17 protein-coding genes and 2 pseudogenes are annotated in these 24,036 nt (G+C 59.4%); 11 read left to right on the top strand and 8 right to left on the bottom strand.

The genetic code is table 11. The features are described 5' to 3' along the window. Nucleotides 1-257: 257 nt before the first annotated feature. Entirely contained in the window at nt 258-1,742 is a 1,485-nt protein-coding gene (gene putP / locus MEB48_RS10840; RefSeq protein ID WP_237884257.1) for a sodium/proline symporter PutP, read from the bottom strand. Between the two features lie 462 nt (nt 1,743-2,204). Between putP and putA the strand changes: the two genes are divergently transcribed. Further along, the gene (gene putA / locus MEB48_RS10835) at nt 2,205-6,158 is read left to right on the top strand and encodes a trifunctional transcriptional regulator/proline dehydrogenase/L-glutamate gamma-semialdehyde dehydrogenase (RefSeq protein ID WP_237884256.1); all 3,954 of its coding nucleotides are present in this window, start codon (nt 2,205-2,207) and stop codon (nt 6,156-6,158) included. Between the two features lie 224 nt (nt 6,159-6,382). After that, complete coding sequence (locus tag MEB48_RS10830; RefSeq protein WP_237884255.1) at nt 6,383-8,185, top strand: acyl-CoA dehydrogenase; 1,803 nt, start codon at nt 6,383-6,385, stop codon at nt 8,183-8,185. A 125-nt stretch (nt 8,186-8,310) separates the two neighbouring features. Here the strand turns inward: MEB48_RS10830 and MEB48_RS29380 are convergent, their stop codons facing one another. The 4 genes and pseudogenes from MEB48_RS29380 to MEB48_RS10815 form a co-directional block, all read right to left on the bottom strand. Next, a complete protein-coding gene (locus MEB48_RS29380) occupies nt 8,311-9,042 on the bottom strand; it encodes a methyl-accepting chemotaxis protein (RefSeq protein WP_442969085.1) in 732 nt (243 codons plus the stop codon). Nucleotides 9,043-9,177: 135 nt separating this feature from the next. Then, a pseudogene (locus MEB48_RS29375) lies at nt 9,178-10,215 on the bottom strand (HAMP domain-containing protein); the annotation flags it as partial. 145 nt (nt 10,216-10,360) lie between these two features. Continuing rightward, nucleotides 10,361-10,663, bottom strand: a complete 303-nt coding sequence (locus tag MEB48_RS10820) for a cell division protein ZapA (RefSeq protein WP_237884253.1) — start codon at nt 10,661-10,663, stop codon at nt 10,361-10,363. After that, complete coding sequence (locus MEB48_RS10815) at nt 10,660-10,890, bottom strand: hypothetical protein (RefSeq protein WP_095052828.1); 231 nt, start codon at nt 10,888-10,890, stop codon at nt 10,660-10,662. The genes MEB48_RS10820 and MEB48_RS10815 overlap by 4 nt, the downstream gene beginning before the upstream one ends. Before the next feature lie 209 nt (nt 10,891-11,099). On the opposite strand from MEB48_RS10815, the pseudogene MEB48_RS29370 reads away from it, so the two are divergent. The 5 genes and pseudogenes from MEB48_RS29370 to selO form a co-directional block, all read left to right on the top strand. Continuing rightward, a pseudogene (locus MEB48_RS29370) lies at nt 11,100-11,936 on the top strand (MCP four helix bundle domain-containing protein); the annotation flags it as partial. Then, the gene (locus tag MEB48_RS29365; protein WP_442969084.1) at nt 11,919-12,791 is read left to right on the top strand and encodes a methyl-accepting chemotaxis protein; all 873 of its coding nucleotides are present in this window, start codon (nt 11,919-11,921) and stop codon (nt 12,789-12,791) included. The pseudogene MEB48_RS29370 and the gene MEB48_RS29365, both read left to right, overlap by 18 nt. 223 nt (nt 12,792-13,014) lie before the next feature. Then, nucleotides 13,015-14,757 carry a potassium/proton antiporter gene (locus MEB48_RS10805; RefSeq protein WP_237884251.1) on the top strand — a complete coding sequence of 581 codons (1,743 nt, stop codon included), beginning with the start codon at nt 13,015-13,017 and terminating at the stop codon, nt 14,755-14,757. Between the two features lie 34 nt (nt 14,758-14,791). Beyond that, nucleotides 14,792-18,148, top strand: a complete 3,357-nt coding sequence (gene mscK, locus MEB48_RS10800) for a mechanosensitive channel MscK (protein WP_237884250.1) — start codon at nt 14,792-14,794, stop codon at nt 18,146-18,148. Nucleotides 18,149-18,196: 48 nt separating this feature from the next. Continuing rightward, complete coding sequence (gene selO / locus MEB48_RS10795; protein ID WP_237884249.1) at nt 18,197-19,660, top strand: protein adenylyltransferase SelO; 1,464 nt, start codon at nt 18,197-18,199, stop codon at nt 19,658-19,660. A gap of 6 nt (nt 19,661-19,666) precedes the next feature. Here selO and MEB48_RS10790 read toward each other — a convergent pair whose 3' ends face one another. Together MEB48_RS10790 and MEB48_RS10785 are read right to left on the bottom strand one after the other, a co-directional pair. Next, the gene (locus MEB48_RS10790) at nt 19,667-20,068 is read right to left on the bottom strand and encodes a helix-turn-helix domain-containing protein (protein WP_237884248.1); all 402 of its coding nucleotides are present in this window, start codon (nt 20,066-20,068) and stop codon (nt 19,667-19,669) included. Further along, nucleotides 20,065-20,361 carry a type II toxin-antitoxin system HigB family toxin gene (locus MEB48_RS10785; protein ID WP_237884247.1) on the bottom strand — a complete coding sequence of 99 codons (297 nt, stop codon included), beginning with the start codon at nt 20,359-20,361 and terminating at the stop codon, nt 20,065-20,067. The genes MEB48_RS10790 and MEB48_RS10785 overlap by 4 nt, the downstream gene beginning before the upstream one ends. Before the next feature lie 194 nt (nt 20,362-20,555). On the opposite strand from MEB48_RS10785, the gene trxC reads away from it, so the two are divergent. Further along, nucleotides 20,556-20,990: a thioredoxin TrxC gene (gene trxC, locus MEB48_RS10780; protein WP_237884246.1), complete on the top strand. Its 435-nt coding sequence runs from the start codon at nt 20,556-20,558 to the stop codon at nt 20,988-20,990. Nucleotides 20,991-21,135: 145 nt separating this feature from the next. Here the strand turns inward: trxC and MEB48_RS10775 are convergent, their stop codons facing one another. Next, nucleotides 21,136-21,906 (bottom strand): ParA family protein, encoded by a 771-nt coding sequence (locus MEB48_RS10775; RefSeq protein WP_008009127.1) that lies wholly within the window; start codon nt 21,904-21,906, stop codon nt 21,136-21,138. 362 nt (nt 21,907-22,268) lie between these two features. Here MEB48_RS10775 and MEB48_RS10770 point away from each other — a divergent pair, with 362 nt between their 5' ends. From MEB48_RS10770 to MEB48_RS10760, 3 genes are read left to right on the top strand one after another with little or no spacing between them, the layout of a single operon-like run. Next, nucleotides 22,269-22,994, top strand: a complete 726-nt coding sequence (locus tag MEB48_RS10770) for a beta-ketoacyl synthase chain length factor (protein ID WP_237884245.1) — start codon at nt 22,269-22,271, stop codon at nt 22,992-22,994. Next, nucleotides 22,970-23,779 carry a lysophospholipid acyltransferase family protein gene (locus MEB48_RS10765; protein ID WP_237884244.1) on the top strand — a complete coding sequence of 270 codons (810 nt, stop codon included), beginning with the start codon at nt 22,970-22,972 and terminating at the stop codon, nt 23,777-23,779. The genes MEB48_RS10770 and MEB48_RS10765 overlap by 25 nt, the downstream gene beginning before the upstream one ends. Then, entirely contained in the window at nt 23,760-24,035 is a 276-nt protein-coding gene (locus MEB48_RS10760) for a phosphopantetheine-binding protein (RefSeq protein ID WP_095052817.1), read from the top strand. The genes MEB48_RS10765 and MEB48_RS10760 overlap by 20 nt, the downstream gene beginning before the upstream one ends. The last annotated feature ends 1 nt before the right edge of the window (nt 24,036 follow it).

Raw genomic sequence — 24,036 nt, 5'->3', positions numbered from 1 at the left:
TTTTTAGGGATTTTTCCTTCAAAAATCGGGATGTTGGGCTACAGACATTCCACGCAAAAGTAGTGTGTTGCTGCGGATGGCCTCTTCGCGGGCAAGCCTCGCTCCTACAGAACACACAAATCCGTAGGAGCGAGGCTTGCCCGCGAAGGGGCCATCAAAAACACCAAACCTTTCCCCGCAAAAAAAACGGCCCGCCTCCATTAAGGAAACAGGCCGTTTCGTTGTAGCTGAAAGATCAGAGCATCAGCTCATCCCCATCACTGGTTCAGACGGAAATCCTTCTCGGCCGCAGCAAAGCGCTGAAGCATGCCGGCGGTCGGTGCGCCCATTTTGCTGACGAAGAAGATCGCCAGGCTGGCGAAGATGAAACCAGGGATGATTTCGTACAGACCCAGCAGTTCGAAGTGTTTCCAGACGATTACGGTGATCGCGCCAACCAGGATGCCGGCCAGTGCGCCGTTGCGGGTCATGTCTTTCCAGATCACGGAGATCAGGACAACTGGACCGAACGCAGCACCGAAACCAGCCCAGGCGTAGCTGACCAGACCCAGGACACGGTTTTCCGGATTTGCCGCCATCGCAATGGCGATCAGGGCAACCAGCAGCACCATGGCGCGGCCGACCCAGACCAGCTCAACCTGGGAAGCGGTTTTACGCAGGAAGGTTTTGTAGAAGTCTTCGGTCAGGGCGCTCGAGCACACCAGCAGTTGGCAGCTCAGGGTGCTCATCACCGCAGCCAGAATCGCCGACAGCAAGATACCGGCAACCCATGGGTTAAACAGGATTTTTGCCAGTTCGATAAACACACGTTCGTGGTTTTCGCTCACGGGCATGGCCACGGCAGGGTTTGCCGAGAAGTAAGCGATACCGAAGAAACCTACCGCGACGGTGCCGCCCAGGCACAGGATCATCCAGGTCATGGAGATGCGACGGGCGTTAGCGATCGACTTGACCGAATCCGCCGCCATGAAACGCGCCAGGATGTGCGGTTGGCCGAAGTAGCCCAGGCCCCAGCCCATCAGCGAGATGATGCCGATGAAGGTGGTGTTTTTCAGCATGTCGAAGTTGCTTGGATCTTGTGCTTCGATCGCCAGGAAGGTGGTGTCGATGCCACCAGTGGCCAGCAGCACAATGATCGGCGTCAGCAACAAGGCGAAGATCATCAGCGTGGCTTGTACGGTGTCAGTCCAGCTCACTGCCAGGAAACCACCGACGAAGGTGTAGGCAATCGTCGCCGCAGCACCGGCCCACAGCGCTGTCTCGTAGGACATGCCGAAGGTGCTTTCAAACAGACGGGCGCCGGCTACGATGCCGGAAGCGCAGTAAATGGTGAAGAACACCAGGATCACGACCGCAGAGATGATCCGCAGCAGGCCGCTTTTATCTTCGAAACGACTGGCGAAATAGTCCGGCAGGGTCAGCGCATCGCCGTTGTGCTCGGTCTGCACACGCAGACGGCCAGCGACGAAAAGCCAGTTCAGGTAAGCACCGATGATCAGGCCGATGGCGATCCAGCTTTCGGAAAGACCGGACATGTAGATAGCGCCTGGCAGGCCCATCAACAACCAGCCACTCATGTCGGAAGCACCAGCAGAAAGCGCGGTTACGACGCTGCCCAGGCTACGGCCGCCCAGAATATAGTCAGAAAGGTTGTTGGTGGAGCGATAGGCCATCAAGCCGATCAGCACCATTGCTGCGATGTAGATCACGAACGTGATCAGGGTTGGATTGCTTACGCTCATTGAGTTACGCCCTGGCATTGTTTTTATGTAACGGCGGCTTGGTGAACCGCTCGCAAACGACGACGTTTGACAGACGATTCAGGATCCCGCGCATTTATGACTGATGTTTCCCCAGGAAAGCCATCAGCCGGCGCACCGATCTTTTGGACCGGTTGCACCTTGGCCGCGAATGCTATTCAACAAAGCAAATAAGGTGCAACCAGTTTCGTGCGAATAAGTTGCACCTAGTCGGATTTTCTTGCAAAGGGTCGGTTTTTGCTCCTTTTTAGGGCGTTTTTCGGGTTGCACTAGAAGTAAAAGCACCAAGCAGGCACGGGAGCGATGCATCAGAATTGATTTCCTGACGAGCTGCTTATTATTCTGACAAAAAAAGGGTTGCACCCGGTTGCACCTCAACCAACGCACAGCTAATCTTGCCGCCAGCTGATGCCACGCGGTCGTGGCAAACATGAGGATAAAAATATGGCTACCACCACTCTTGGGGTCAAACTTGACGACCCGACCCGCGAACGCCTCAAGGCCGCCGCGACCTCGATTGATCGCACGCCGCACTGGCTGATCAAGCAGGCAATTTTCAATTACCTGGAAAAACTCGAGGGTGGTGCAACCCTGTCCGAGCTGAGCGGTTTGAACGGCAAGGAAGTTGACGAAGCGGGCGAGATCCACGTCGATCACGCGCATCAGTGCTTCCTGGAGTTCGCTGAAAGCATCCTGCCGCAATCGGTGCTGCGCGCTTCTATCACCGCCGCCTACCGTCGCCCGGAACCTGAAGTGGTGCCGATGCTGATCGAGCAGGCGCGTCTGCCGGCCCCGATGGCCGAGGCCACCAACAAGCTCGCCGCCTCGATTGCCGAGAAACTGCGCAATCAGAAAAGCGCCGGCGGCCGTGCCGGGATTGTTCAGGGCTTGTTGCAGGAATTTTCTCTGTCGTCCCAGGAAGGCGTGGCGCTGATGTGCCTGGCCGAAGCGCTGCTGCGCATCCCGGACAAAGGCACCCGTGACGCCCTGATTCGCGACAAGATCAGCACCGGCAACTGGCAGCCGCACTTGGGCAACAGCCCGTCGCTGTTCGTCAACGCCGCCACCTGGGGCTTGCTGCTGACCGGCAAACTGGTCGCGACCCACAACGAAGCGGGCCTGACTTCGTCCCTGAGCCGCATCATCGGCAAGAGCGGCGAGCCGATGATCCGCAAGGGCGTCGACATGGCCATGCGCCTGATGGGCGAGCAGTTCGTCACCGGCGAAACCATCGCCGAAGCCCTGGCCAACGCCAGCAAGTTCGAAGCCAAGGGCTTTCGCTACTCCTACGACATGCTGGGTGAAGCCGCACTCACCGAACATGACGCCCAGAAGTACCTGGCCTCGTACGAACAAGCCATCCACTCGATCGGCAAAGCCTCTCACGGTCGTGGGATTTATGAAGGTCCGGGCATTTCGATCAAGCTGTCCGCCTTGCACCCGCGTTACAGCCGCGCCCAGTACGAGCGCGTGATGGAAGAGCTGTACCCGCGCCTGCTGTCGCTGACCCTGCTGGCCAAGCAATACGACATCGGCCTGAACATCGACGCCGAAGAAGCCGACCGCCTCGAACTGTCGCTGGATCTGCTGGAGCGCCTGTGCTTCGAGCCGCAACTGACCGGCTGGAACGGCATCGGTTTCGTGATCCAGGCCTACCAGAAGCGTTGCCCTTATGTGATCGATTACGTAATCGATCTGGCTCGCCGCAGCCGTCATCGCCTGATGATTCGCCTGGTGAAAGGCGCCTACTGGGACAGCGAAATCAAGCGCGCTCAGGTCGAAGGCCTGGAAGGCTATCCGGTCTACACCCGCAAGGTGTACACCGACGTGTCCTATATCGCCTGCGCCCGCAAGTTGCTGTCGGTGCCGGAAGTCATTTATCCGCAGTTCGCCACGCACAACGCCCACACCTTGTCGGCCATTTACCATATCGCCGGTCAGAATTATTACCCTGGTCAGTACGAGTTCCAGTGCCTGCACGGCATGGGCGAACCGCTGTACGAACAGGTTGTCGGTAAAGTTTCCGAAGGCAAGCTGAACCGTCCGTGCCGCGTGTACGCACCGGTTGGCACTCACGAAACATTGCTGGCGTACCTGGTGCGTCGTCTGCTGGAAAACGGCGCGAACACTTCGTTCGTCAACCGTATCGCCGACCAGTCTATTTCGATTCAGGAGCTGGTGGCCGATCCAGTGGCCAGCATCGAGCAGATGGCGACGCTGGAAGGCGGCTTCGGCCTGCCGCACCCGCGTATCCCGCTGCCGCGTGATCTTTATGGTGCCGAGCGCGCCAACTCCAGCGGCATCGACATGGCCAACGAACATCGCCTGGCTTCCCTGTCCTGCGCCCTGCTGGCCACCGCTCACAACAACTGGAAAGCGGCGCCGATGCTCGGTTGCGCGTCCAGCAGCGAAACCCCTGCACCCGTCCTGAACCCGTCCGATCTGCGTGACGTGGTTGGCCATGTGCAGGAAGCCACCGTCGAAGACGTCGATAACGCGATCCAGTGCGCCCTGAAAGCCGCGCCGATCTGGCAGGCCACCCCGCCGGCAGAACGCGCCGCGATTCTGGAACGTGCCGCCGATTTGATGGAAGGCGAGATCCAGCCGCTGATGGGCCTGTTGGCTCGCGAAGCCGGCAAGACCTTCGCCAACGCCATCGCCGAAGTGCGTGAAGCCGTGGACTTCCTGCGTTACTACGCGGTGCAGGCGCGCAACGATTTCACCAACGATGCCCACCGCCCGTTGGGTCCGGTGGTCTGCATCAGCCCGTGGAACTTCCCGCTGGCGATCTTCAGTGGTCAGGTCGCCGCTGCTCTGGCCGCCGGTAACCCGGTACTGGCCAAACCAGCGGAACAAACCCCGCTGGTGGCCGCTCAAGCTGTGCGTTTGCTGATCGAAGCCGGGATTCCGGAAGGCGTGCTGCAACTGCTGCCGGGCCGTGGCGAAACCGTTGGCGCCCGTCTGGTCGGTGACGATCGGGTCAAAGGCGTGATGTTCACTGGCTCCACCGAAGTCGCTCGTTTGCTGCAACGCAACGTCGCCGGTCGTCTGGATGCCCAGGGTCGTCCGATTCCACTGATCGCTGAAACGGGCGGTCAGAACGCGATGATCGTCGACTCCTCGGCGCTGACCGAACAGGTGGTGATCGACGTGGTGTCGTCGGCCTTCGACAGTGCTGGCCAGCGTTGCTCGGCGCTGCGGGTACTGTGCCTGCAGGAAGATTCCGCCGACCGTGTCATCGAAATGCTCAAGGGCGCCATGGCGGAATGCCGTCTCGGCAACCCTGAGCGTCTGTCCGTGGACATCGGCCCGGTGATCGACGCCGAAGCCAAGGCCGGCATCGAGAAGCACATCCAGGCTATGCGCGACAAAGGTCGCAACGTGTATCAGGTGGCCATCGCCAACAGCGAAGAAGTCAAACGCGGCACCTTCGTGATGCCGACCCTGATCGAACTGGAAAGCTTCGACGAGCTGCAACGGGAGATCTTCGGCCCGGTGCTGCACGTGGTGCGCTACAAGCGCAAAGACATTGATCAACTGATCGGCCAGATCAACGCTTCCGGCTACGGCCTGACCCTGGGCGTGCACACTCGTATCGACGAGACCATCGCCAAGGTGATCGACAACGTCAACGCCGGTAACGTCTACGTGAACCGCAACATCGTCGGCGCTGTGGTCGGCGTGCAACCGTTCGGCGGCGAAGGCTTGTCGGGTACTGGCCCGAAAGCCGGTGGTCCGCTGTACCTGTACCGCTTGCTGTCGACACGTCCTACCGATGCGATCGAACAATCCTTCGCCCGCGGCGACGCTATCGCTGCACCGGACGTCCGTCTGCGTGATGCCATGAGCAAACCGCTGACCGCGCTGAAAGCCTGGGCCGACAGCAACAAGTTCGCTGACTTGAGCACCCTGTGTGCACAGTTCGCGGCGCAATCGCAGAGCGGCATCACCCGCGTACTGGCGGGCCCGACTGGCGAACGCAACAGCTACGCGATCCTGCCGCGCGAACACGTGCTGTGCCTGGCGGACGTCGAAGGCGATCTGCTGACCCAACTGGCGGCGGTATTGGCCGTCGGCGGCTCGGCGGTGTGGCCGGACGCTGAACCGGGCAAGGCCCTGTTCGCACGCCTGCCGAAAGAAGTTCAGGCGCGGATCAAGCGGGTGGCCGACTGGACCAAGGACGAAGTGGTGATTGATGCGGTTCTGCATCATGGCCACTCCGACCAGTTGCGTGCGGTCTGCCAGCAAGTGGCCAAGCGTGCCGGCGCGATTGTTGGGGTTCATGGTTTGTCGCAGGGTGAGACCAATATTGCGTTGGAGCGTCTGGTGATCGAACGTGCGCTGAGCGTCAACACTGCGGCGGCGGGTGGTAATGCCAGTTTGATGACGATCGGCTGACACTCCACTGTTCATTCCCACGCTCTCGCGTGGGAATGCCTCCTGTGACGCTCTGCGTCACGTCGTTTGGGGACGCGGAGCGTCCCGGGCTGCATTCCCACGCGGAGCGTGGGAACGATCATGCCCTACCCTCGTTTTGCCCCTCCATCACGCTCATCAATCATCCTGTTCAGCCTTTATTCCTCCGCCTAGACTCGGTCCATTCCAAATAAAGGTAGGCCGCCATGTCCGAGACGTTGCTCAGTTCCCGTAATCTGGCTTTCGAGCTGTATGAAGTCCTTGATGCCGAGGGCCTGACCCAGCGTGAGCGGTTCGCCGAGCACAATCGCGAGACCTTCGATGCGGCCATCGGCACCGCTCGCAGCATCGCCGAGAAGTTCTTCGCCCCGCACAACCGCAAGGGCGACGAGAACGAACCGCGCTATGAGAACGGTCAGGCAATTCTGATTCCGGAAGTGAAACCGGCGGTGGATGCCTTCCTCGAAGCCGGTTTCCTCAACGCCGCGCGCAGTTTCGATGCCAGCGGCATGCAACTTCCTACGCTGGTGTCGCAAGCGTGCTTTGCACACTTTCAGTCAGCCAACGCGGCGTCGACCTCCTACCCGTTCCTGACCATGGGCGCAGCGAATCTGATTGAAAGCTTCGGCACCAAGGAACAGAAGCAGCGCTTTCTGCAACCAATGATCGACGGCCGTTTCTTCGGCACTATGGCCCTCACCGAGCCACATGCCGGCTCGTCGCTGTCGGATATTCATACCCGCGCCGAGCCTGCGTCCGACGGCACCTGGCGACTCAAGGGCAACAAGATTTTCATCTCCGGCGGCGATCACTCGCTGTCGGAAAACATCGTGCATATGGTGTTGGCCAAGCTGCCGGATGCACCGGCCGGTGTGAAGGGCATTTCGCTGTTTATCGTGCCCAAGTTTCTGGTCAACGATGACGGAAGCCTCGGCCAGCGCAATGACGTGCTGCTGGCCGGGTTGTTCCACAAGATGGGCTGGCGCGGCACGACGTCCACGGCGTTGAACTTCGGCGACAACGGCGAGTGTGTCGGCTATCTGGTGGGCAAGCCGCACCACGGTTTGAGCTACATGTTCCAGATGATGAACGAGGCGCGGATCGGCGTCGGCATGGGTGCGGTGATGCTGGGTTATGCCGGTTATCTGTACTCGCTGGAATACGCCCGCGAGCGGCCGCAAGGTCGGGTGCCAGACAGTAAAGACCCGACTACCGCGCCGGTGCCGATCATTCAGCACGCCGATGTCAGACGTATGCTGCTGACGCAAAAAACCTACGTTGAAGGAGCCTTTGACCTCGGGTTGTACGCGGCACGACTGTTTGACGACACCACGACGCTTGAGAGCGAAGCCGAGCGCAAGCAGGCTCATGAGCTGCTGGATTTGCTGACGCCGATCGTCAAATCCTGGCCGTCGGAGTTTTGCCTGAAGGCCAACGAACTGGCGATCCAGATTCTCGGCGGCCACGGTTATACCCGTGAGTACCCGGTGGAGCAGTATTACCGCGACAACCGCTTGAACCCGATTCATGAAGGGACTCACGGCATTCAGTCCCTGGATTTGCTGGGGCGCAAGCTGGCGCAGAACGGCGGTGCGGGGCTCAAGCAACTGATCCGCCTGATTGCCGACACCGCCGAACGAGCGCAAGCCTATGAATCGCTGACGCCGTTGCGTGAACCGCTGGAAAAACTGGTGGCACACCTGCAAACCGTGACCATCGGCCTGCTGACCGATCTGGCTCAAGGCAAGGTCAATAGCAGCCTGGCGAACTCGGCGCTGTATCTGAAAGTGTTCGGGCATACGGTGATTGGTTGGCGCTGGCTGGAACAGGCGATTCGCGCCGAGGAAGGGTTAGCCAAAGGGAACGCGGCGGATGTGAGCTTCTATAAAGGCAAGCTGCAGGCGGCGCGGTATTTCCTGACGTGGGAAGTGCCGGGTTGTCACCATGAGCTGGCGATTCTTGAGGCGCGGGATGATGTGTGTTTAACGATGCAGGATGAATGGTTCTGACAACCTTTCACTGATCGTTCCCACGCTCCGCGTGGGAATGCAGCCCGGGACGCTCCGCGTCCCTTTGCGATCGTGACGCAGAGCGTCACAGGAGGCATTCCCACGCGGAGCGTGGGAACGATCGGTTAGGTGAGTTTGAAACTGCCCATCTGCCGCGCCAGATCATCCGCCAACCGCTGCAACGTCTGACAGTCGTCCCGACAAGCCCTGACCTCCCCCGCCGTCGCCCGCGCCAGATCAGAAATCCCCTGCACATTGCGGTTGATCTCTTCCGTCACCGCCGACTGCTCTTCCGTCGCCGTGGCCACCTGATGGTTCATGTCGCTGATGCGCTCGACCTGCCCGGTAATCGCGGTCAACGACGCCCCGGTGCGCTGACTCGACTCAACGCCCGTGCCGGTTGCCGCTTGCCCGGCGTGCATGGATGACACCGCATTCTCCGCTCCCTGCTTTAGGCTACCGATCATCTGCTGGATTTCGTCGGTGGACGATTGAGTCCGCCGCGCCAGGGTCCGCACTTCATCGGCAACCACAGCAAACCCGCGGCCCATGTCGCCGGCCCGCGCCGCTTCGATGGCGGCGTTGAGCGCCAGCAAATTGGTCTGCTCGGAAATCCCGCGAATCACCGCCAACACCTGATCGATGGATGCCACCTGATGGGCCAACTCGCCCACCGCTCCGGCGGCGATGCCAATCTCATCGGACATGCTTTCGATATGCCGAATCGACCCGCCCACCACCTCCCGCGCTTGCAGCGCTTCATCCCGTGCAGTTTGCGAAGCGACCGCCGCGTTGCCGGCGTTCTGCGCGATTTCCTGCACGGTCAGGCCCATCTCGTGGACCGCGGTGGCGACCATGTCGGTCATTTCCTGCTGACGACCCGAACGTTCGGCCGTGTTGTCCACCACCCGTGCCACCTGGCCGACCGCCGTGCGCAAACGCTCACTGGTGGCCAGCACTTCGCCGATCATGTCGCGCTGGCTTTCAAGGAACCGATTGAAGCCGCGAGCGAGGTCACCCAGTTCATCGGCGCGGCTGGAATCTAACCTGTGGGTCAAATCTCCACCACCGCTACCGATGGCTACCAGCGCCGCTGTTACCTGACGAATCGGTCGCACCAACCCACGGGCCAGCAACACCACCAACAACAGGCAAACCAGCGCCACTGCCAGACCGATACCGCTGCTCATCCACATCGCGCGCCGGGCTTCGGCATAGATTTGCGACTGCGGCACTTCGGCCACCAAGGTCCAGCCCAAATCACGCAGCGGCAGGCTCAATGCCAGAAAATCTTCGCCATCGCGGACAAAACTGCTGGTGGCGGACGCGGTGGAGGTAGAGAGCTGCCCCATGACCGCTTGCGCCGCCGGAGCGCCGATCTGTTCAACCAGCGTGCGTTTGCCGCTGAACTGAGCCTCGGGGTGAACCTGGATCAAACCGTCGGAACGCACGAGATAGACCTTGCCGCGCTCACCGAAGTTGAAATTGTGGATCAACTCCGACAGCTCTTTCATGCTCAGCCCAAGGCCAGCGACGCCCACGACTTTGCCGGCCTGCTCGACCTTGAAGTCGATGAACAGGGCCAATTCGCCGGTGGCGGTGTCATTGTCGATATTGAGGGTGCGTGGCTGGTTGCTGTCGAGGAACGAATAGAACCAGGCGTCCTTTGGATTGGAGCGACTGAGGATCCGGTCCAGGCCTTTTTCAGTGAAGTAATGGTTGGACGCGGTGCCGATAATAATCGCGGTAAAGGCTTTGTGCTCGGCGCGAATGCCTTCCAGATAGTTGACGAAGCCAGCGGTCTGGCCACTGTTTTCACCTGCGGCCAACCAGTCACGCACCATGCTGTTACTGGCAATGTCCTTGGCGGCGGTGAGGGGTTGAACGAGGATTCGTTCGATGTCGTTGCGCATCGCTTCGATGCTCGATGGCAACGCCTGCTCGACCAGATAGCGCTGGGCGAGGCGGTTGACCACGAGGGTATAAACGCCAACCACGATCAGAATACTGACCAGCAGGGCGGTGCCCATGCTCAGGATCAACTGCCATTGAATACTGCGTCGCCAGAACTGCATGGAGCACCCCCAAAGAATAAGAGGCTGAAACACTGCAACAGCCATGCCGATTGTATACAACTAAATCGACAATTTATTCTTTGGTTGTGCGCAAAGCCGATCAGGCCTGATTGATCGTCTTGGCGATCACTTCAACCGTGGCGCTGACTTGCTCTTGGTAACGGTCGAGTTCCTGCTGGTGACGCTTTTGCATTTCGATCTGCTGCGAGCACAGATTCATCGCCGCCAGCACCAGCAAGCGGTCACCGATCAGCGCCGGGTATTTCTTTTTGGTCTCCGCCAGGGCGGCTTTCAACATTAAAGCGGCGTCCAGCAGGGTCTGCTCTTCCCCGGCCGGCGCCTTGATCGAATAGTCCTCACCCAGAATCGAGACAACTTTTACCCCTGCGGCACCGTGACTCATGCGCTGACAGGACCGGCGCTGACGCGCTCAACCAAGGCCTGAATGCGGGCGGCGGTGGCGCCTTGTTTCTCTTCCTGTTCCATCAGGCTCAGTTGCAGGCTTTCGTTTTCATCCTTGACCTGGGCCAGTTCGGCACTCAGGGATTGATGGGTGGCCAGCAGGGTCTGGTTCTGCTGCACCAGGTCGCTGACCAGTTGTTCCAATTGGCTTAGGGATGCTTCCAACATTTTGATTTTCCGGGCATTTTCAAAGGGCGCGTACGATAAAGAAAAGTCACCACAGATGCCAGGGTTATGCGGGCGCAAAGCCTTGATTTTCCTGGCGGACGACCTTCCTCGCGAGCTTTAGAGACTGTGAATGGCGGATCTGGTTCCTGCACTTCGTCGCCACGACCCTTCTGCGACAAAAACACCTAGCGCCTCAAGACTTTGGTCATATGACCGATAAGCCATCAATACAGCAGTCTCAGCCCCGCACGGATGCGCTTTTTTCGGTGAACACCATGTCTTTACGAAATATGAATATCGCACCGCGGGCGTTCCTCGGTTTTGCCTTGATTGGCAGCTTGATGCTGGTTCTGGGGGTGTTTGCGCTGAACCAGATGAGCAAGATTCGCGGCGCCGCCGAGGAAATCACTTCGAACAGCGTACCGAGCATTAAAAGCCTCGACGAGTTCACTCAACTAACCCTGCGCCTGCGCGTCCTGTCTTATCGCCTGTTGGTAAACCGCGAGCCAGACATCCAGCAGAAAACCATGGACCTGCTGGACACACGCAACCAGCAGATCCGAGCGGCGCAAGCTGTCTACGAAAAACTGATCGCCAGCCCGCAGGAACGTGCGGCCTATGATCAGTACGTGCAGTTGCTGGGTCAGTACCGTCAGATCGAAGACCGGATGAAGAGCCTGTCGCGCAGCAATCAGGTCGATGAATTGCGCACGCTGCTCAACAGCGATTTGCTGACCAATTCCGAAGCCATCAACACCGTGCTCAACCGTTTGCTGGAGATCAACACTCAGCAGACTGCCGACACCAACCAGCGAGCCACCGATCAGTACTCGTCGGCCTTCAACCTTGTGGTGACTCTGCTGGTTATCGCCACCGGCCTGACCGTGCTGTTCGCCTGGCTGTTGACCAACAGCATCACCAAGCCAATTGCCAACGCCCTGAGCGCTGCCGAACAAATCGCCGAGGGCAACCTGACGCGCCCCATCACGGTTGACGGTGAAGATGAAGCCGGTCGTCTGCTGGCCGCGATGGCGAAGATGCAGGAAAAACTGCGCGACACCCTGCAACGGATTTCCGGTTCGGCCACGCAACTGGCGTCCGCCGCCGAAGAACTCAACAGCGTCACCGATGAAAGCGCTCGTGGCCTGACCCAGCAGAACAACGAAATCGAACAGGCCGCCACTGCCGTCAATGAGATGACTAGCGCCGTGGAAGAAGTCGCCCGCAACGCCGTGAGCACTTCCGAAGCCTCGAAGAACGCCACAACGTCCGCAGGCGACGGTCGTGACCTGGTGCAGGAAACCGTCAGCGCCATCGAGCGCATGAGCACCGACGTACAGAGCACCGCCACCCTGATCGGTGATCTGGCCAACGAGTCGCGAGACATCGGCAAAGTGCTGGACGTGATTCGCGGCCTGGCGGACCAGACCAACCTTTTGGCGTTGAACGCCGCCATCGAAGCCGCACGTGCCGGTGAAGCCGGTCGTGGTTTTGCCGTGGTCGCCGACGAAGTGCGTGCCCTGGCTCATCGCACCCAGCAGTCGACCAGCGAAATCGAACGCATGATCGGCAGCATCCAGAGCGGCACCGAACACGCCGTGGATTCGATGCGCAACAGCACCGAACGCGCCGAGTCGACCTTGAATATCGCTCGCGGTGCCGGCCTGTCGCTGGACACTATTAATAGCGCCATCATCGAAATCAACGAGCGCAACCTGGTGATCGCCAGCGCGGCGGAAGAACAGGCGCAAGTGGCCCGTGAAGTGGACCGCAACCTGGTGAATATTCGTGACCTGTCGGTGCAATCGGCCACCGGTGCCAACCAGACGAGCGCTGCCAGCAGTGAACTGTCGCGCCTGGCTCTGGACCTGAACAACATGGTTGGGCGGTTTAGCCTGTAACCTGCGACTGATCGTTCCCATGCTCTGCGTGGGAATGCCTCAATGGACGCTCTGCGTCTGCTCTTGGGACGCGGAGCGTCCCGGGCTGCATTCCCACGCAGAGCGTGGGAACGATCATCGTTAAAAGCTTTTTGACAGCATCACATTTCAACAGGTTAGAATCGCTGGCACGCAGACTGCATGGTCAGTTTGTGCCCGCCTTTAGCTTTCTGGAGTACTGCCTTTGAATGCGACGACCATCAACAGCCTGTTCTTGATCGGCGCGTTGCTGGTAGGTGCGAGCATTCTGGTGAGCTCACTTTCATCGCGCCTCGGTATCCCGATTCTGGTGATCATCCTCGCGGTGGGCATGGCGGCCGGTGTCGACGGCGCCGGCATTATTTTCGATAACTACCCAACGGCTTATCTGGTCGGCAACCTCGCCCTGGCAGTGATTCTGCTCGACGGCGGCTTGCGCACCCGGGTGACGAGTTTCCGCGTGGCGTTATGGCCGGCGCTGTCGCTGGCCACGGTGGGTGTACTGATCACCACCGGCCTGACCGGAATGGCGGCAGCATGGTTGTTCGACCTGAATCTGATGCAAGGCCTGCTGATCGGCGCCATCGTCGGCTCTACCGACGCCGCGGCCGTGTTCTCGCTGCTGGGCGGCAAGGGCCTGAACGAACGGGTGAGCGCCAGCCTGGAGATCGAGTCCGGCAGCAACGACCCGATGGCGGTGTTCCTCACCGTGACCCTGATCGACATGCTCGCCAGCGGCGAGACCGGCTTGCACTGGAACCTGCTCGTGCATTTGGTGCGCGAGTTCGGCATCGGCGGTGTGATTGGCCTCGGCGGGGGTTGGCTCATGCTGCAACTGGTCAACCGTATCAACCTGGCTACGGGGCTTTATCCGATTCTGGTCATCGCTGGCGGCCTAGTGGTATTTGCCCTGACCAACACCCTGCACGGCAGCGGCTTTTTGGCGGTGTACCTGTGCGGCCTGGTGATCGGCAACCGCCCGGTGCGCAGCCGCCACGGCATTTTACATATGCTCGACGGCATGGCCTGGTTGGCCCAGATCGGCATGTTCCTGGTGCTGGGGCTGTTGGTCACGCCCCATGACCTGTTGCCGATTGCCTTGCCGGCGCTGGGCCTGGCGCTGTGGATGATTCTGTTTGCCCGGCCGCTGTCGGTACTGGTCGGCCTGTTGCCCTTCAAAGCGTTCCATGGCCGCGAAAAGGCCTTCATTTCCTGGGTTGGCCTGCGCGGCGCCGTACCGATCATTCTGGCGGTGTTCCCCCTGATGGCGGGGCTGCCCAACGCTCAGCTCTATTTCAATCTGGCGTTCTTTATCGTACTTGTGTCGCTGCTGGTGCAAGGCACGAGCCTGCCCTGGGTTGCCAAGCTCTTGAAAGTGACCGTCCCACCAGAGCCTTTGCCGATTTCCCGATCGGCGCTGGAAGTGCATGTCACCAGTGAGTGGGAGTTGTTTGTGTATCGCCTCGGCGCCGAGAAATGGTGCATTGGATCCCCCCTTCGCGAGCTGAAAATGCCCGAAGGCACCCGTATCGCAGCCTTGTTTCGTGGCCAGCAACTGCTCCATCCGTCGGGTAGTACGGTGCTCGAAGTCGATGATTTGCTCTGTGTGATCGGCCATGAACACAACCTTCCGGCCCTCGGAAAACTCTTCAGCCAGGCACCGCAACGGGGGCTGGATTTGCGTTTCTTCGGCGACTTCGTACTCGAAGGAGACGCCCAGCTGGGCGCGGTTGCTGCCCTGTACGGGTTGAAAGTCGAAGGCATCGATCCGAACATGTCCCTGGGCCACTTCATTGCCCAGAAAGTGGGCGGTGCACCCGTCGTCGGTGACCAGGTGGAATGGAACAACACCCTTTGGACAGTCGCTGTCATGGAAGGGAACAAGATTGGTAAGGTAGGCGTCAGATTCCCCGAAGGAAGTCGCCCCGGACCGGGACTCTTCCTCTAAACTCCACTCTTCGCCTCGTTTTCGATCGGTTTCTATGTCAACTCTGCGCACTTTTTTCATCATGGCCCTGCTGGGCTTGAGTCTTTCCATCAATACGCTGCAAGCCGCCGAACCGCCCTCCAGCGCCGCCGTGCAGGCGAGCCTGGACAAGATCGCCGAGCGCAAACTGCCTGAAGCCGATCAGAAAGCCCTGCAGAGCATTTTGCAAAACACGTTGACGCAACTCACCAACAAGCGTGATTACGAGCAAAAACTGGCTGATCTCAAGCAGCAGCTCGCTAGCGCACCGAAGCAGAACATCGAGAACCAGCGCGAATTGACCCGCCTCAAGGCCACCAATGTGGTGCCGGTGGCGCAGCGCTATACCAAAGAGTCCATTCAGCAGCTTGAGCAGCTTTTGACCGAACGCTCAACGCAGCAAAGCGATCTGCAGAAAGCACTGGCCGAGGCCAACAGTCTGGTAATTACCGCCCAGACTCGTCCCGAGCGTGCGCAAGCGGAAATTTCCGCCAGCCAGACGCGTATTCAGCAAATCAATAACATTCTTAAAATCGGCAAAGACAACGGCAAGACGTTGAGCGCTGAACAGCGCGACCAACTCAACGCGGAGCTCGCGGCCCTGAATGCGCTGATCCCGTTACGTCGACAGGAACTGGCCGGCAACAGTCAGCTGCAGGATCTGGGCAACAGCCAGCATGATCTGCTGTCGGAAAAATCCGATCGACTGGAGCGGGAAATCCAGGAACTGCAAACCCTGATCAACCAGAAGCGCCTGGCCCAGTCGCAAGAGACGGTGACCCAGCAATCCATCGAAGCACAGAAAGCCGGTGGCAGCAGCCTGCTGGCCACCGAAAGCGCGGCCAACCTGAAGCTCTCCGATTACCTGCTCAAAAGCACCGACCGCCTTAACGAAGTCACCCAACAGAACCTGCAGACCAAACAGCAACTGGACAGCGTGACCCAGAGCGATTCGGCGCTGGAAGAACAGATCAATGTGCTCAAGGGCAGCCTGCTGCTCTCCAAGATTCTCTACAAACAGAAACAGTCCCTGCCGAACCTCAAGCTGAACCGCGGCCGCGACTTGGCCGACCAGATCGCCGACATTCGCCTGTATCAGTTCGAAGTCAGCCAGCAACGGGAATTGCTCAGCAATCCGACCACCTATGTCGACAACCTGCTGGCGGCTCAACCACCCGAGCAAGTCACCCCGCAATTGCGCAAAAGCCTGCTGGAACTGGCCACCACCCGCGCAGACCTGCTGGAGCGTTTGAACCGTGAACTGAGCGCAGTGCTCAACGAATCCATCACGCTGCAACTCAACCAGAAGCAACTGCTCAGCACCGCACAAAGCCTGAGGGCTACGCTGGACGAGCAAATGTTCTGGATCCCCAGTAACAAGCCGCTGGATCTTGAGTGGATGCGCGCCGTGCCGGAGCGCCTGGAACGTCAGGTCACCACCCTGCCTTGGGCCTCAAGCCTGAGTGAACTGACGGATGGCCTGACGCAGCGGCCACTGTTGTTTCTGCCGCTGGCCTTTCTGATCGGGGCGCTGCTGTGGCGCCGCAAAAATCTTTATGCCCGCCTGAATAAAGTTCACCTGGACATCGGCCACTTCAAGCGCGACAGCCAGTGGCACACACCGCAAGCGATTCTGATCAACATCCTGCTGGCGATGCCGGTCTCCCTGGGTCTGGCCTTATGCGGTCTGGCCTTGCAGATCGATGCACGCGGGCAGAACGCCAATATGGGTGCGGCGCTGCTGCAAATGGCCCAGGCCTGGCTGGTGTTCTACACCGCCTACCGCATTCTCGCGCCGGGCGGCGTCGCCGAATTGCATTTCCGCTGGGAAAAACCCCAGGTCGAATTCCTTCAGGGCTGGATACGCCGACTCGGCCTGGTGGTGATGGCTCTGGTAACCGTGGTGGCTGTCGCCGAACTGCAACCGGCAGCGCTGGCCGACGACGTGCTCGGCATGCCAGTGGTGCTGACCTGCTACGCCTTGATGGCCTGGTTACTCAGCCGTCTGCTGATCAGCAGCCCGACCCACGAAAACACATCGCTGTTCCGTAAGGCCTTGGCAGTCCTTTTTACCGCTCTGCCGATCGCGTTGTTCATCGCCGTGTGCTTTGGCTACTACTACACCGCACTGAAACTCAGCGACCGGTTGATCAACACACTTTACCTGTTGATGTTCTGGCTGGTGATCGAAGCGACCTTCGTGCGCGGCCTCAGCGTTGCGGCACGGCGCCTGGCCTATCAGCGAGCGCTTGCCAAACGCCAGGCGGCCAAAGAAGCGGGCGATGGCGAAGCGGTGATCGAAGAGCCGACCCTGGACATCGAGAAGGTCAACGAACAGTCACTGCGACTGATTCGCCTGGCGCTGCTCGGCGGTTTCATCGCGGCGCTGTACTGGGTCTGGTCCGATCTGATCTCGGTATTTTCGTACCTGGACAACATCACCCTTTACGAATACACCAGCGGCACCGGCGCCAATATGAGCATGGTGCCGATCAGCATCGGTGACATGATCGGCGCATTGATCATCATTGGCATCACCCTGGCGCTTGCTCGCAACCTGCCAGGTTTGCTGGAAGTGTTTGTGTTGTCGAAGCTGAACCTGGCTCAGGGCAGTGCCTACGCCACGACGACGCTGTTGTCCTATGTGATCGCCGGCATCGGTTTCGTCTCGACCCTGTCCACGCTCGGCGTGAGCTGGGACAAGTTGCAATGGCTGGTGGCAGCGCTGTCGGTCGGCCTCGGTTTCGGGATGCAGGAGATCTTCGCCAACTTCATCTCCGGCATCATGATCCTGTTCGAACGCCCGGTGCGGATCGGCGACACCATCACCATCGGCAACCTGTCCGGCACGGTGAGCAAGATCCGCATCCGTGCCACGACCATCACCGACTTCGACCGCAAGGACATCATCGTCCCGAACAAGACGTTCATCACCGGGCAACTGATCAACTGGTCCCTGACCGACACGATCACCCGGGTGACTCTCAAGCTCGGCGTCGACTATGGCTCGGACCTGGACCTGGTGAAAGAGCTCTTGCTCAAGGCAGCCCGCGACAACCCGCGCGTGCTGAAGGACCCGGAACCCCACGTGTACTTCCTGAACTTCGGCGAAAGCACCCTCGACCATGAGTTGCGCATGCATGTGCGCGATCTTGGCGACCGCAACCCGGTACTTGATGAGGTCAACCGCTTTATCAATCGCGAGTTCAAGAAGCAGAAGATCAACATCTCGTTCCGGCAAATGGAGGTCTATCTCAAGAACCTTCATGGCCAGGAATACAAAATGGTGCCGGTCGAGCCGGAAACCAAAACCATCGTGCCGCTGCCCGACAGCAAATCGCACCGAGAGCCTCCGACGGTCGAACTCGACTAAGGGCTCTATCCCTAGCAGAATGCTCGGACATTCTGCTGGAGATGGCCGTTGAAAGCCCTCGACGAACTGACCTTCGACAATCGCTTCGCCCGCCTGGGCGACGCGTTCTCAACCCATGTGCTGCCCGAGCCCATCGCCGCTCCGCGACTGGTGGTCGCCAGCCCCGCCGCCATGGCGCTGCTTGACCTGGACCCGGCGCAGGCCCAGACACCGGTGTTTGCCGAGCTATTCGGCGGTCACAAGCTCTGGGCCGAAGCCGAGCCGCGGGCGATGGTCTATTCCGGGCATCAGTTCGGGTCCTACAACCCGCAGTTGGGCGACGGTCGCGGCCTGTTGCTGGGCGAGGTCTATAACGACGCCGGCGAGCATTGGGACCTGCACCTCAAGGGCGCCGGTCAGACGCCTTACTCACGCATGGGCGATGGACGGGCGGTGCTGCGTTCGTCGATTCGCGAATTTCTCGCCTCCGAAGCCCTGCATGCCCTGAACATTCCCACCACTCGCGCATTGTGCGTGATCGGCTCCGACACGCCGGTCTGGCGCGAGAAACAGGAACGCGCGGCCATGGTCTTGCGCCTGTCGCCGAGTCATGTGCGCTTCGGGCATTTCGAATTCTTTTATTACACCAAGCGCCCCGAGCAGCAAAAAGAACTCGGCGACCATGTGCTGGCCATGCATTTCCCGCACTGCCTGGAACAGCCGGAACCGTATCTGGCGATGTTCCGCGAAATCGTCGAACGCAACGCCGAGCTGATCGCCAAATGGCAGGCTTACGGGTTCTGCCACGGCGTGATGAACACCGACAACATGTCGATCCTCGGCATCACCTTCGACTTCGGCCCGTTCGCCTTCCTCGACGACTTCGACGCTCACTTCATCTGCAACCACTCCGATGATCAGGGCCGCTACTCCTTCAGCAACCAGGTACCGATCGGCCAGTGGAATCTCAGCGCCCTCGCCCAGGCCCTGACGCCGTTCATCAGCGTCGAAGCCCTGCGCGAAACCCTCGGCCTGTACCTGCCACTGTTCCAGGCCCACTATCTGGACCTGATGCGCCGCCGCCTCGGTCTCACCACTGCCGAAGACGACGACCAGAAACTGCTGGAGCATCTGCTGCAACTGATGCAGAACAGCGGCGTCGACTACAGCCTGTTCTTTCGCCGCCTGGGGGATGAGTCACCCGAACTGGCCGTCGCCCGTTTGCGCGATGACTTCGTCGACATCAAGGGCTTCGATGCGTGGGGCGCGCTCTACATCGCCCGGGTTGCTCGTGAAGGCGTGGTTGATCAAGAACAGCGCCGCAAGCGCATGCACGCGGTCAATCCGCTGTACATCCTGCGTAACTATCTGGCGCAGAAAGCCATCGATGCCGCGGAAAGTGGCGACTATGCGGAAGTTCGTCGTCTGCACTCGGTATTGAGCAATCCGTTCGAGGAACAACCTGGAATGGAGAGCTATGCCGAGCGGCCGCCGGAATGGGGCAAGCATCTGGAGATCAGTTGTTCGTCGTGAGGCGGGTCAGATAAACGTCTCCACTGACACACCGAAGCGTTCGGCTAACCAGCGGATCTGCCGCAGGTTGAGCTGACGCTTGCCGCTCAAGATCTCGGAAACCACCGATTGGGTGCCAACACCGGGCAGATCGCTCTGACTGAGGCCGTGTTCGCGCATCATGTAGCCGAGAACCTCCACACCAGAGGCCTCGCGCATAGGGTGGTGTTTGCGATCCCACTCCGCAATCCAGTCACCGATAATGTCCACCAAGCTCATCAACGGGTGCGACTCATCATCGCCGGTCATTTCAAGCAATTCATCGAGTGCCTGCGCCAACCTGTCATAGTCGTCTTCGTTTTTTGGTTTTCGAAGCAATGGAGAAACGAACTCCCAATGCTCGACAGCCTTTTTGATCAGAATACTCATGCCCTTCCCTCCTTCCATTTACCGCGGTCATATTCGCGGTGATCCAGCACATGCTTGATGTAAAGCTTTTGAGACCGACACCTGACGAAAGCGATCAGCCGTAACTTATTGCCACCAATGTCGAACACATGAAACTCTCCGACTTTGTCAGTCGCGGGAAAAATCGCCTTCATCGCCGCGAAGTCTCCCGGGGTACTCCCCTTGGCGAGTCGATACCACTGCTCTAGTGCATTGGCTACCTGCGGCCACTTTTCCTTGGCCTCACGGATTGGTTTTTCGGTGAATACATGCATGCAACATCCTTATCGCATTCTGCTATGGAAGTTAATCACAGATCAAAAATATCGCAAGTTGCGATAATTCTAAGCAGACCAACGGTGTCGCTCAGTACAACCCAGCCTAGTTACATCGCAGGACGCTGCACGATTGAAAACATGAGCAAACGTCTCCAAATAGAGGTAATCGGCTTCTTAACAGGACCACCCTCATGACCGACCCACTCCTAATCCCCTGCCCCCACTGCAACGGCCTCAACCGCATCCCCGCCGAGCGCCTCAACGACCATCCCAAATGCGGCCGCTGCAAGGCCGAGGTCTTGCTGAACAAACCGTTCGAATTGAAGCAAGGCGATTACGCCAGTCAGATCAAGGGCGACCTGCCGTTGCTGGTGGATGTGTGGGCGGACTGGTGCGGGCCGTGCAAGTCGTTTGCGCCGGTGTTCGAGCAGGCGGCAGGGCAATTGGCGGGCAAGTGTCGGCTGGCCAAACTGGACAGCGAGGCGAATCAGCAATTGTCGGCGCAATTGGGGATTCGCTCGATCCCGAGCCTGATTCTGTTCAAGAATGGCCGGGAAGTGGCTCGCCAGAGCGGAGCTTTCCCGTTAGCGCAGTTGATGAGCTGGTTGCGCAGTCAGGGGATTTGAACCCACCGCCCATCATGTAGGAGCGAGCGGTGCGGCGGTCCGACTTGCCCGCGAAGGCGTCGTGTCAGGCAACGATGATTTCGAATGTGCCGGCCTCTTCGCGGGCAAGTCGGACCGCCGCACCGCTCGCTCCTACAGGGGCGATTCAGGCATTTTCCAGCAGATTGTGCAGGTCGACGAACTGCTGGGTCAGTTTATGCCGCGGGTCGAGGTGGATCAGCGGCGTATTAGCTTGGTGGGATTCGCGCATGCGTACCGAACTGGCCAGGTACACCGGCAACACCGGTAGCCCTTCGGCGATCAGTTCGTCGAGGATTTGCTGAGGCAAACTGGCGCGGGCCTGGAACTGATTGACAACAATGCCTTCGACTTCCAGCCCTTCGTTGTGGTCCTCCTTCAATTCTTCGATTTCCGCCAACAGGCCATACAACGCCTGACGCGAGAAACTGTCGCAGTCGAAGGGAATCAGCACACGATCAGCGGCGATCAATGCCGAAACGGCATAGAAATTCAGCGCTGGCGGCGTATCGAGATAGATTCGGTCGTAATCGCCGTCCAGCTCCTCGAGCAATTTGCGCAGCTTGTTGATCTTGTGCTTGGCCTCAAGCTTGGGCTGCAGGTCAGCCAGCTCTGCGGTGGCGGTGACGACGTGAAGGTTGTCGAATGGGGTTTCGTAAATGTCGACCTGGTTTTTCTTCGAGAACGGCCCGGAGGACAGAGTCTGCTTGAAGAAGTCAGCGATCCCCATCGGGATATCATCACCGGTGAGTCCCGTCAGGTATTGAGTGGAGTTGGCCTGAGCATCGAGATCCACCAACAGCGTCCGATAGCCTTCGCTGGCACTGACCGCCGCCAGATTACAGGCAATGCTTGACTTGCCCACGCCACCTTTCTGATTGAACACCACGCGCCGCATGTCAAAACCTCCGTGTATCAAAGAATGACCGAGTGTAGTAGTCCACGGCGCTGCTTAGCTACCTCGCTGGCATCTGGACCACACAGTCATTGGTAAATATCCGACGGAAAAAGCCGCCAACACGTCCATCGCCAGCCGATCGAGCCGACAGACATGTCCGACGCAATGTGGACACTGGCTAAACGACAGCTTTTTTTCGCGAACGAGACGGTACATTTCGTTGCGCAAAATGTAACCAGCATTTGCTAACACACCCGTCGCACCGGGATAATGCGCGCCATTCGGCGTTAAGCGCCACATAAGGTCAGCTGCGTTTCTTTGCGACTCACCGCGTCAAAGAAAGCCCGCAGGGGCGGGATGAAATGTCTGTGATCAACTTCAACATCGCCCAATGGCGCGCGTGGGCCCCTGGGCTTGAAAGCGTGGATGATTGGCAAGCCTGGAGCCGACAACCGGTCGTGCCCGAGCGCAGCGATGCCGCCCCCGATGTGTCGTTTCTGCCGGCCATGCAGCGTCGGCGACTCAGCCGTCTGGCGCGGATGGCGTTCAGTGTCGGCTGGCCGTTGGCTGATGGCCGCCAGGACCTGCCGTTGGTCTTTATTTCCCGTCACGGCGAGACCCCGCGCACATTCGAAATTCTCAGCGATCTGGCGACCGATCAACCCTTGTCGCCGACCCAGTTCAGCCTGTCGGTGCACAATGCGGTCATTGGACTGTGGTCGATCATGCGCGGTGAAACCAGCGAAATGACCGCCCTCGCCGCAGCCGGTGATGGCCTTGAATACGGCATGCTGGAGGCGGCGGCGCTGCTTGCCGAAGGCGCACCCGCCGTACTGCTGATAGTGACCGAAGAGCAACCGCCCGCAGCCTATTCGGCCTGGATCGACGATGTGCCATTCCCTTACGCGGTCGGCCTGTTGATCACGCCCGGTAATCAGTGGCAGCTGTCGCTGAACAGCACCTCGCAAGCGTTGTCCAAAGCCCACTGGCCGCATGCCCTGAACCTGTTGCGTACCCTGCTCGGCCAGCAGACAACCTGCCAACATGCCTGGAAAAATCGTGTATGGACCTGGCAACGCAACCCGTAACCGATAAAAACCGCGACGCCTATTACTGGCGCCTGCTGGCCACTGCGGCAAGCTTTACCCTGTTCGGGTTGGGCGGCCTATGCTTGCGACTGGTGGTGTTCCCGCTGTTGAACTGCCTGCCGGGAGACGCCCTGGCCCATCGTCAGCGGGCACGACAGACGGTCAGCCGCTGTTTCTGGTTTTTCATTCGGTTCATGGCTCGCACTGGCGTGCTGACCTACGACATTCAGGGGGCAGACAAGCTCGGACGGCCAGGCCAGATGATCGTCGCCAATCACCCCTCGCTGATCGATGTGGTGTTTTTGATCGGCCTGGTGGGCCACGCCAACTGCGTGGTCAAAAAAAGCCTCTGGGAAAATCCGTTCACCCGCGGTCCGCTACGCCGCACCGACTACATCAGCAACGACGGAAGCATGGACATGCTCGACGCCGCTGCCGACGCGCTGAAAAGCGGTCAGACCCTGATCATTTTCCCCGAGGGCACCCGCACTCAACCCGGTCAACCGCCGGCCTTTCATCGGGGGGGCGCGGCAATCGCCCTGCGCGGTGCGAGAATCCTCACCCCGGTGATCATCAAGGTCAGCCCGACTACATTGACCAAGGCCGAACCCTGGTATCGGATCCCCAAACGCCGCGTGCACTTCAGTTTTCGCGTCGGGGCCGATATAGACCCACAGGCTTTCGCTACGCAAGGACCTGCGCCTCAGGCCTCGCGCAAGCTCAACGACTATTTGCACTCTTACTTTATCAAGGAGCTCGCCGAAGATGAGCGATCTGCAACCTAATAGCCTGATGCTGGAAATCAAAGAATTGATCATCGAAGCCCTGGGCCTCGAAGACATCAGCGTCGACGACATTGGCGATGACCAGACACTGTTCGGCGAAGGCCTGGGCCTGGACTCGGTGGATGCCCTGGAACTCGGCCTGGCGATCCAGAAAAAGTACGGCATCAAAATCGATGCCGACGCCAAGGACACCCGTAATCACTTCACCAACGTGGCGAGCCTTGCGGCGTTCGTCACTGCAAAACAGGCAGCTTGAG

The sequence above is a fragment of the Pseudomonas sp. PGPR40 genome (assembly GCF_022014505.1).
Classification (GTDB): Bacteria; Pseudomonadota; Gammaproteobacteria; order Pseudomonadales; family Pseudomonadaceae; genus Aquipseudomonas.
Note: the sequence above shows the minus strand (reverse complement) of the source record. Positions and strands in the feature narration are given on the sequence as shown.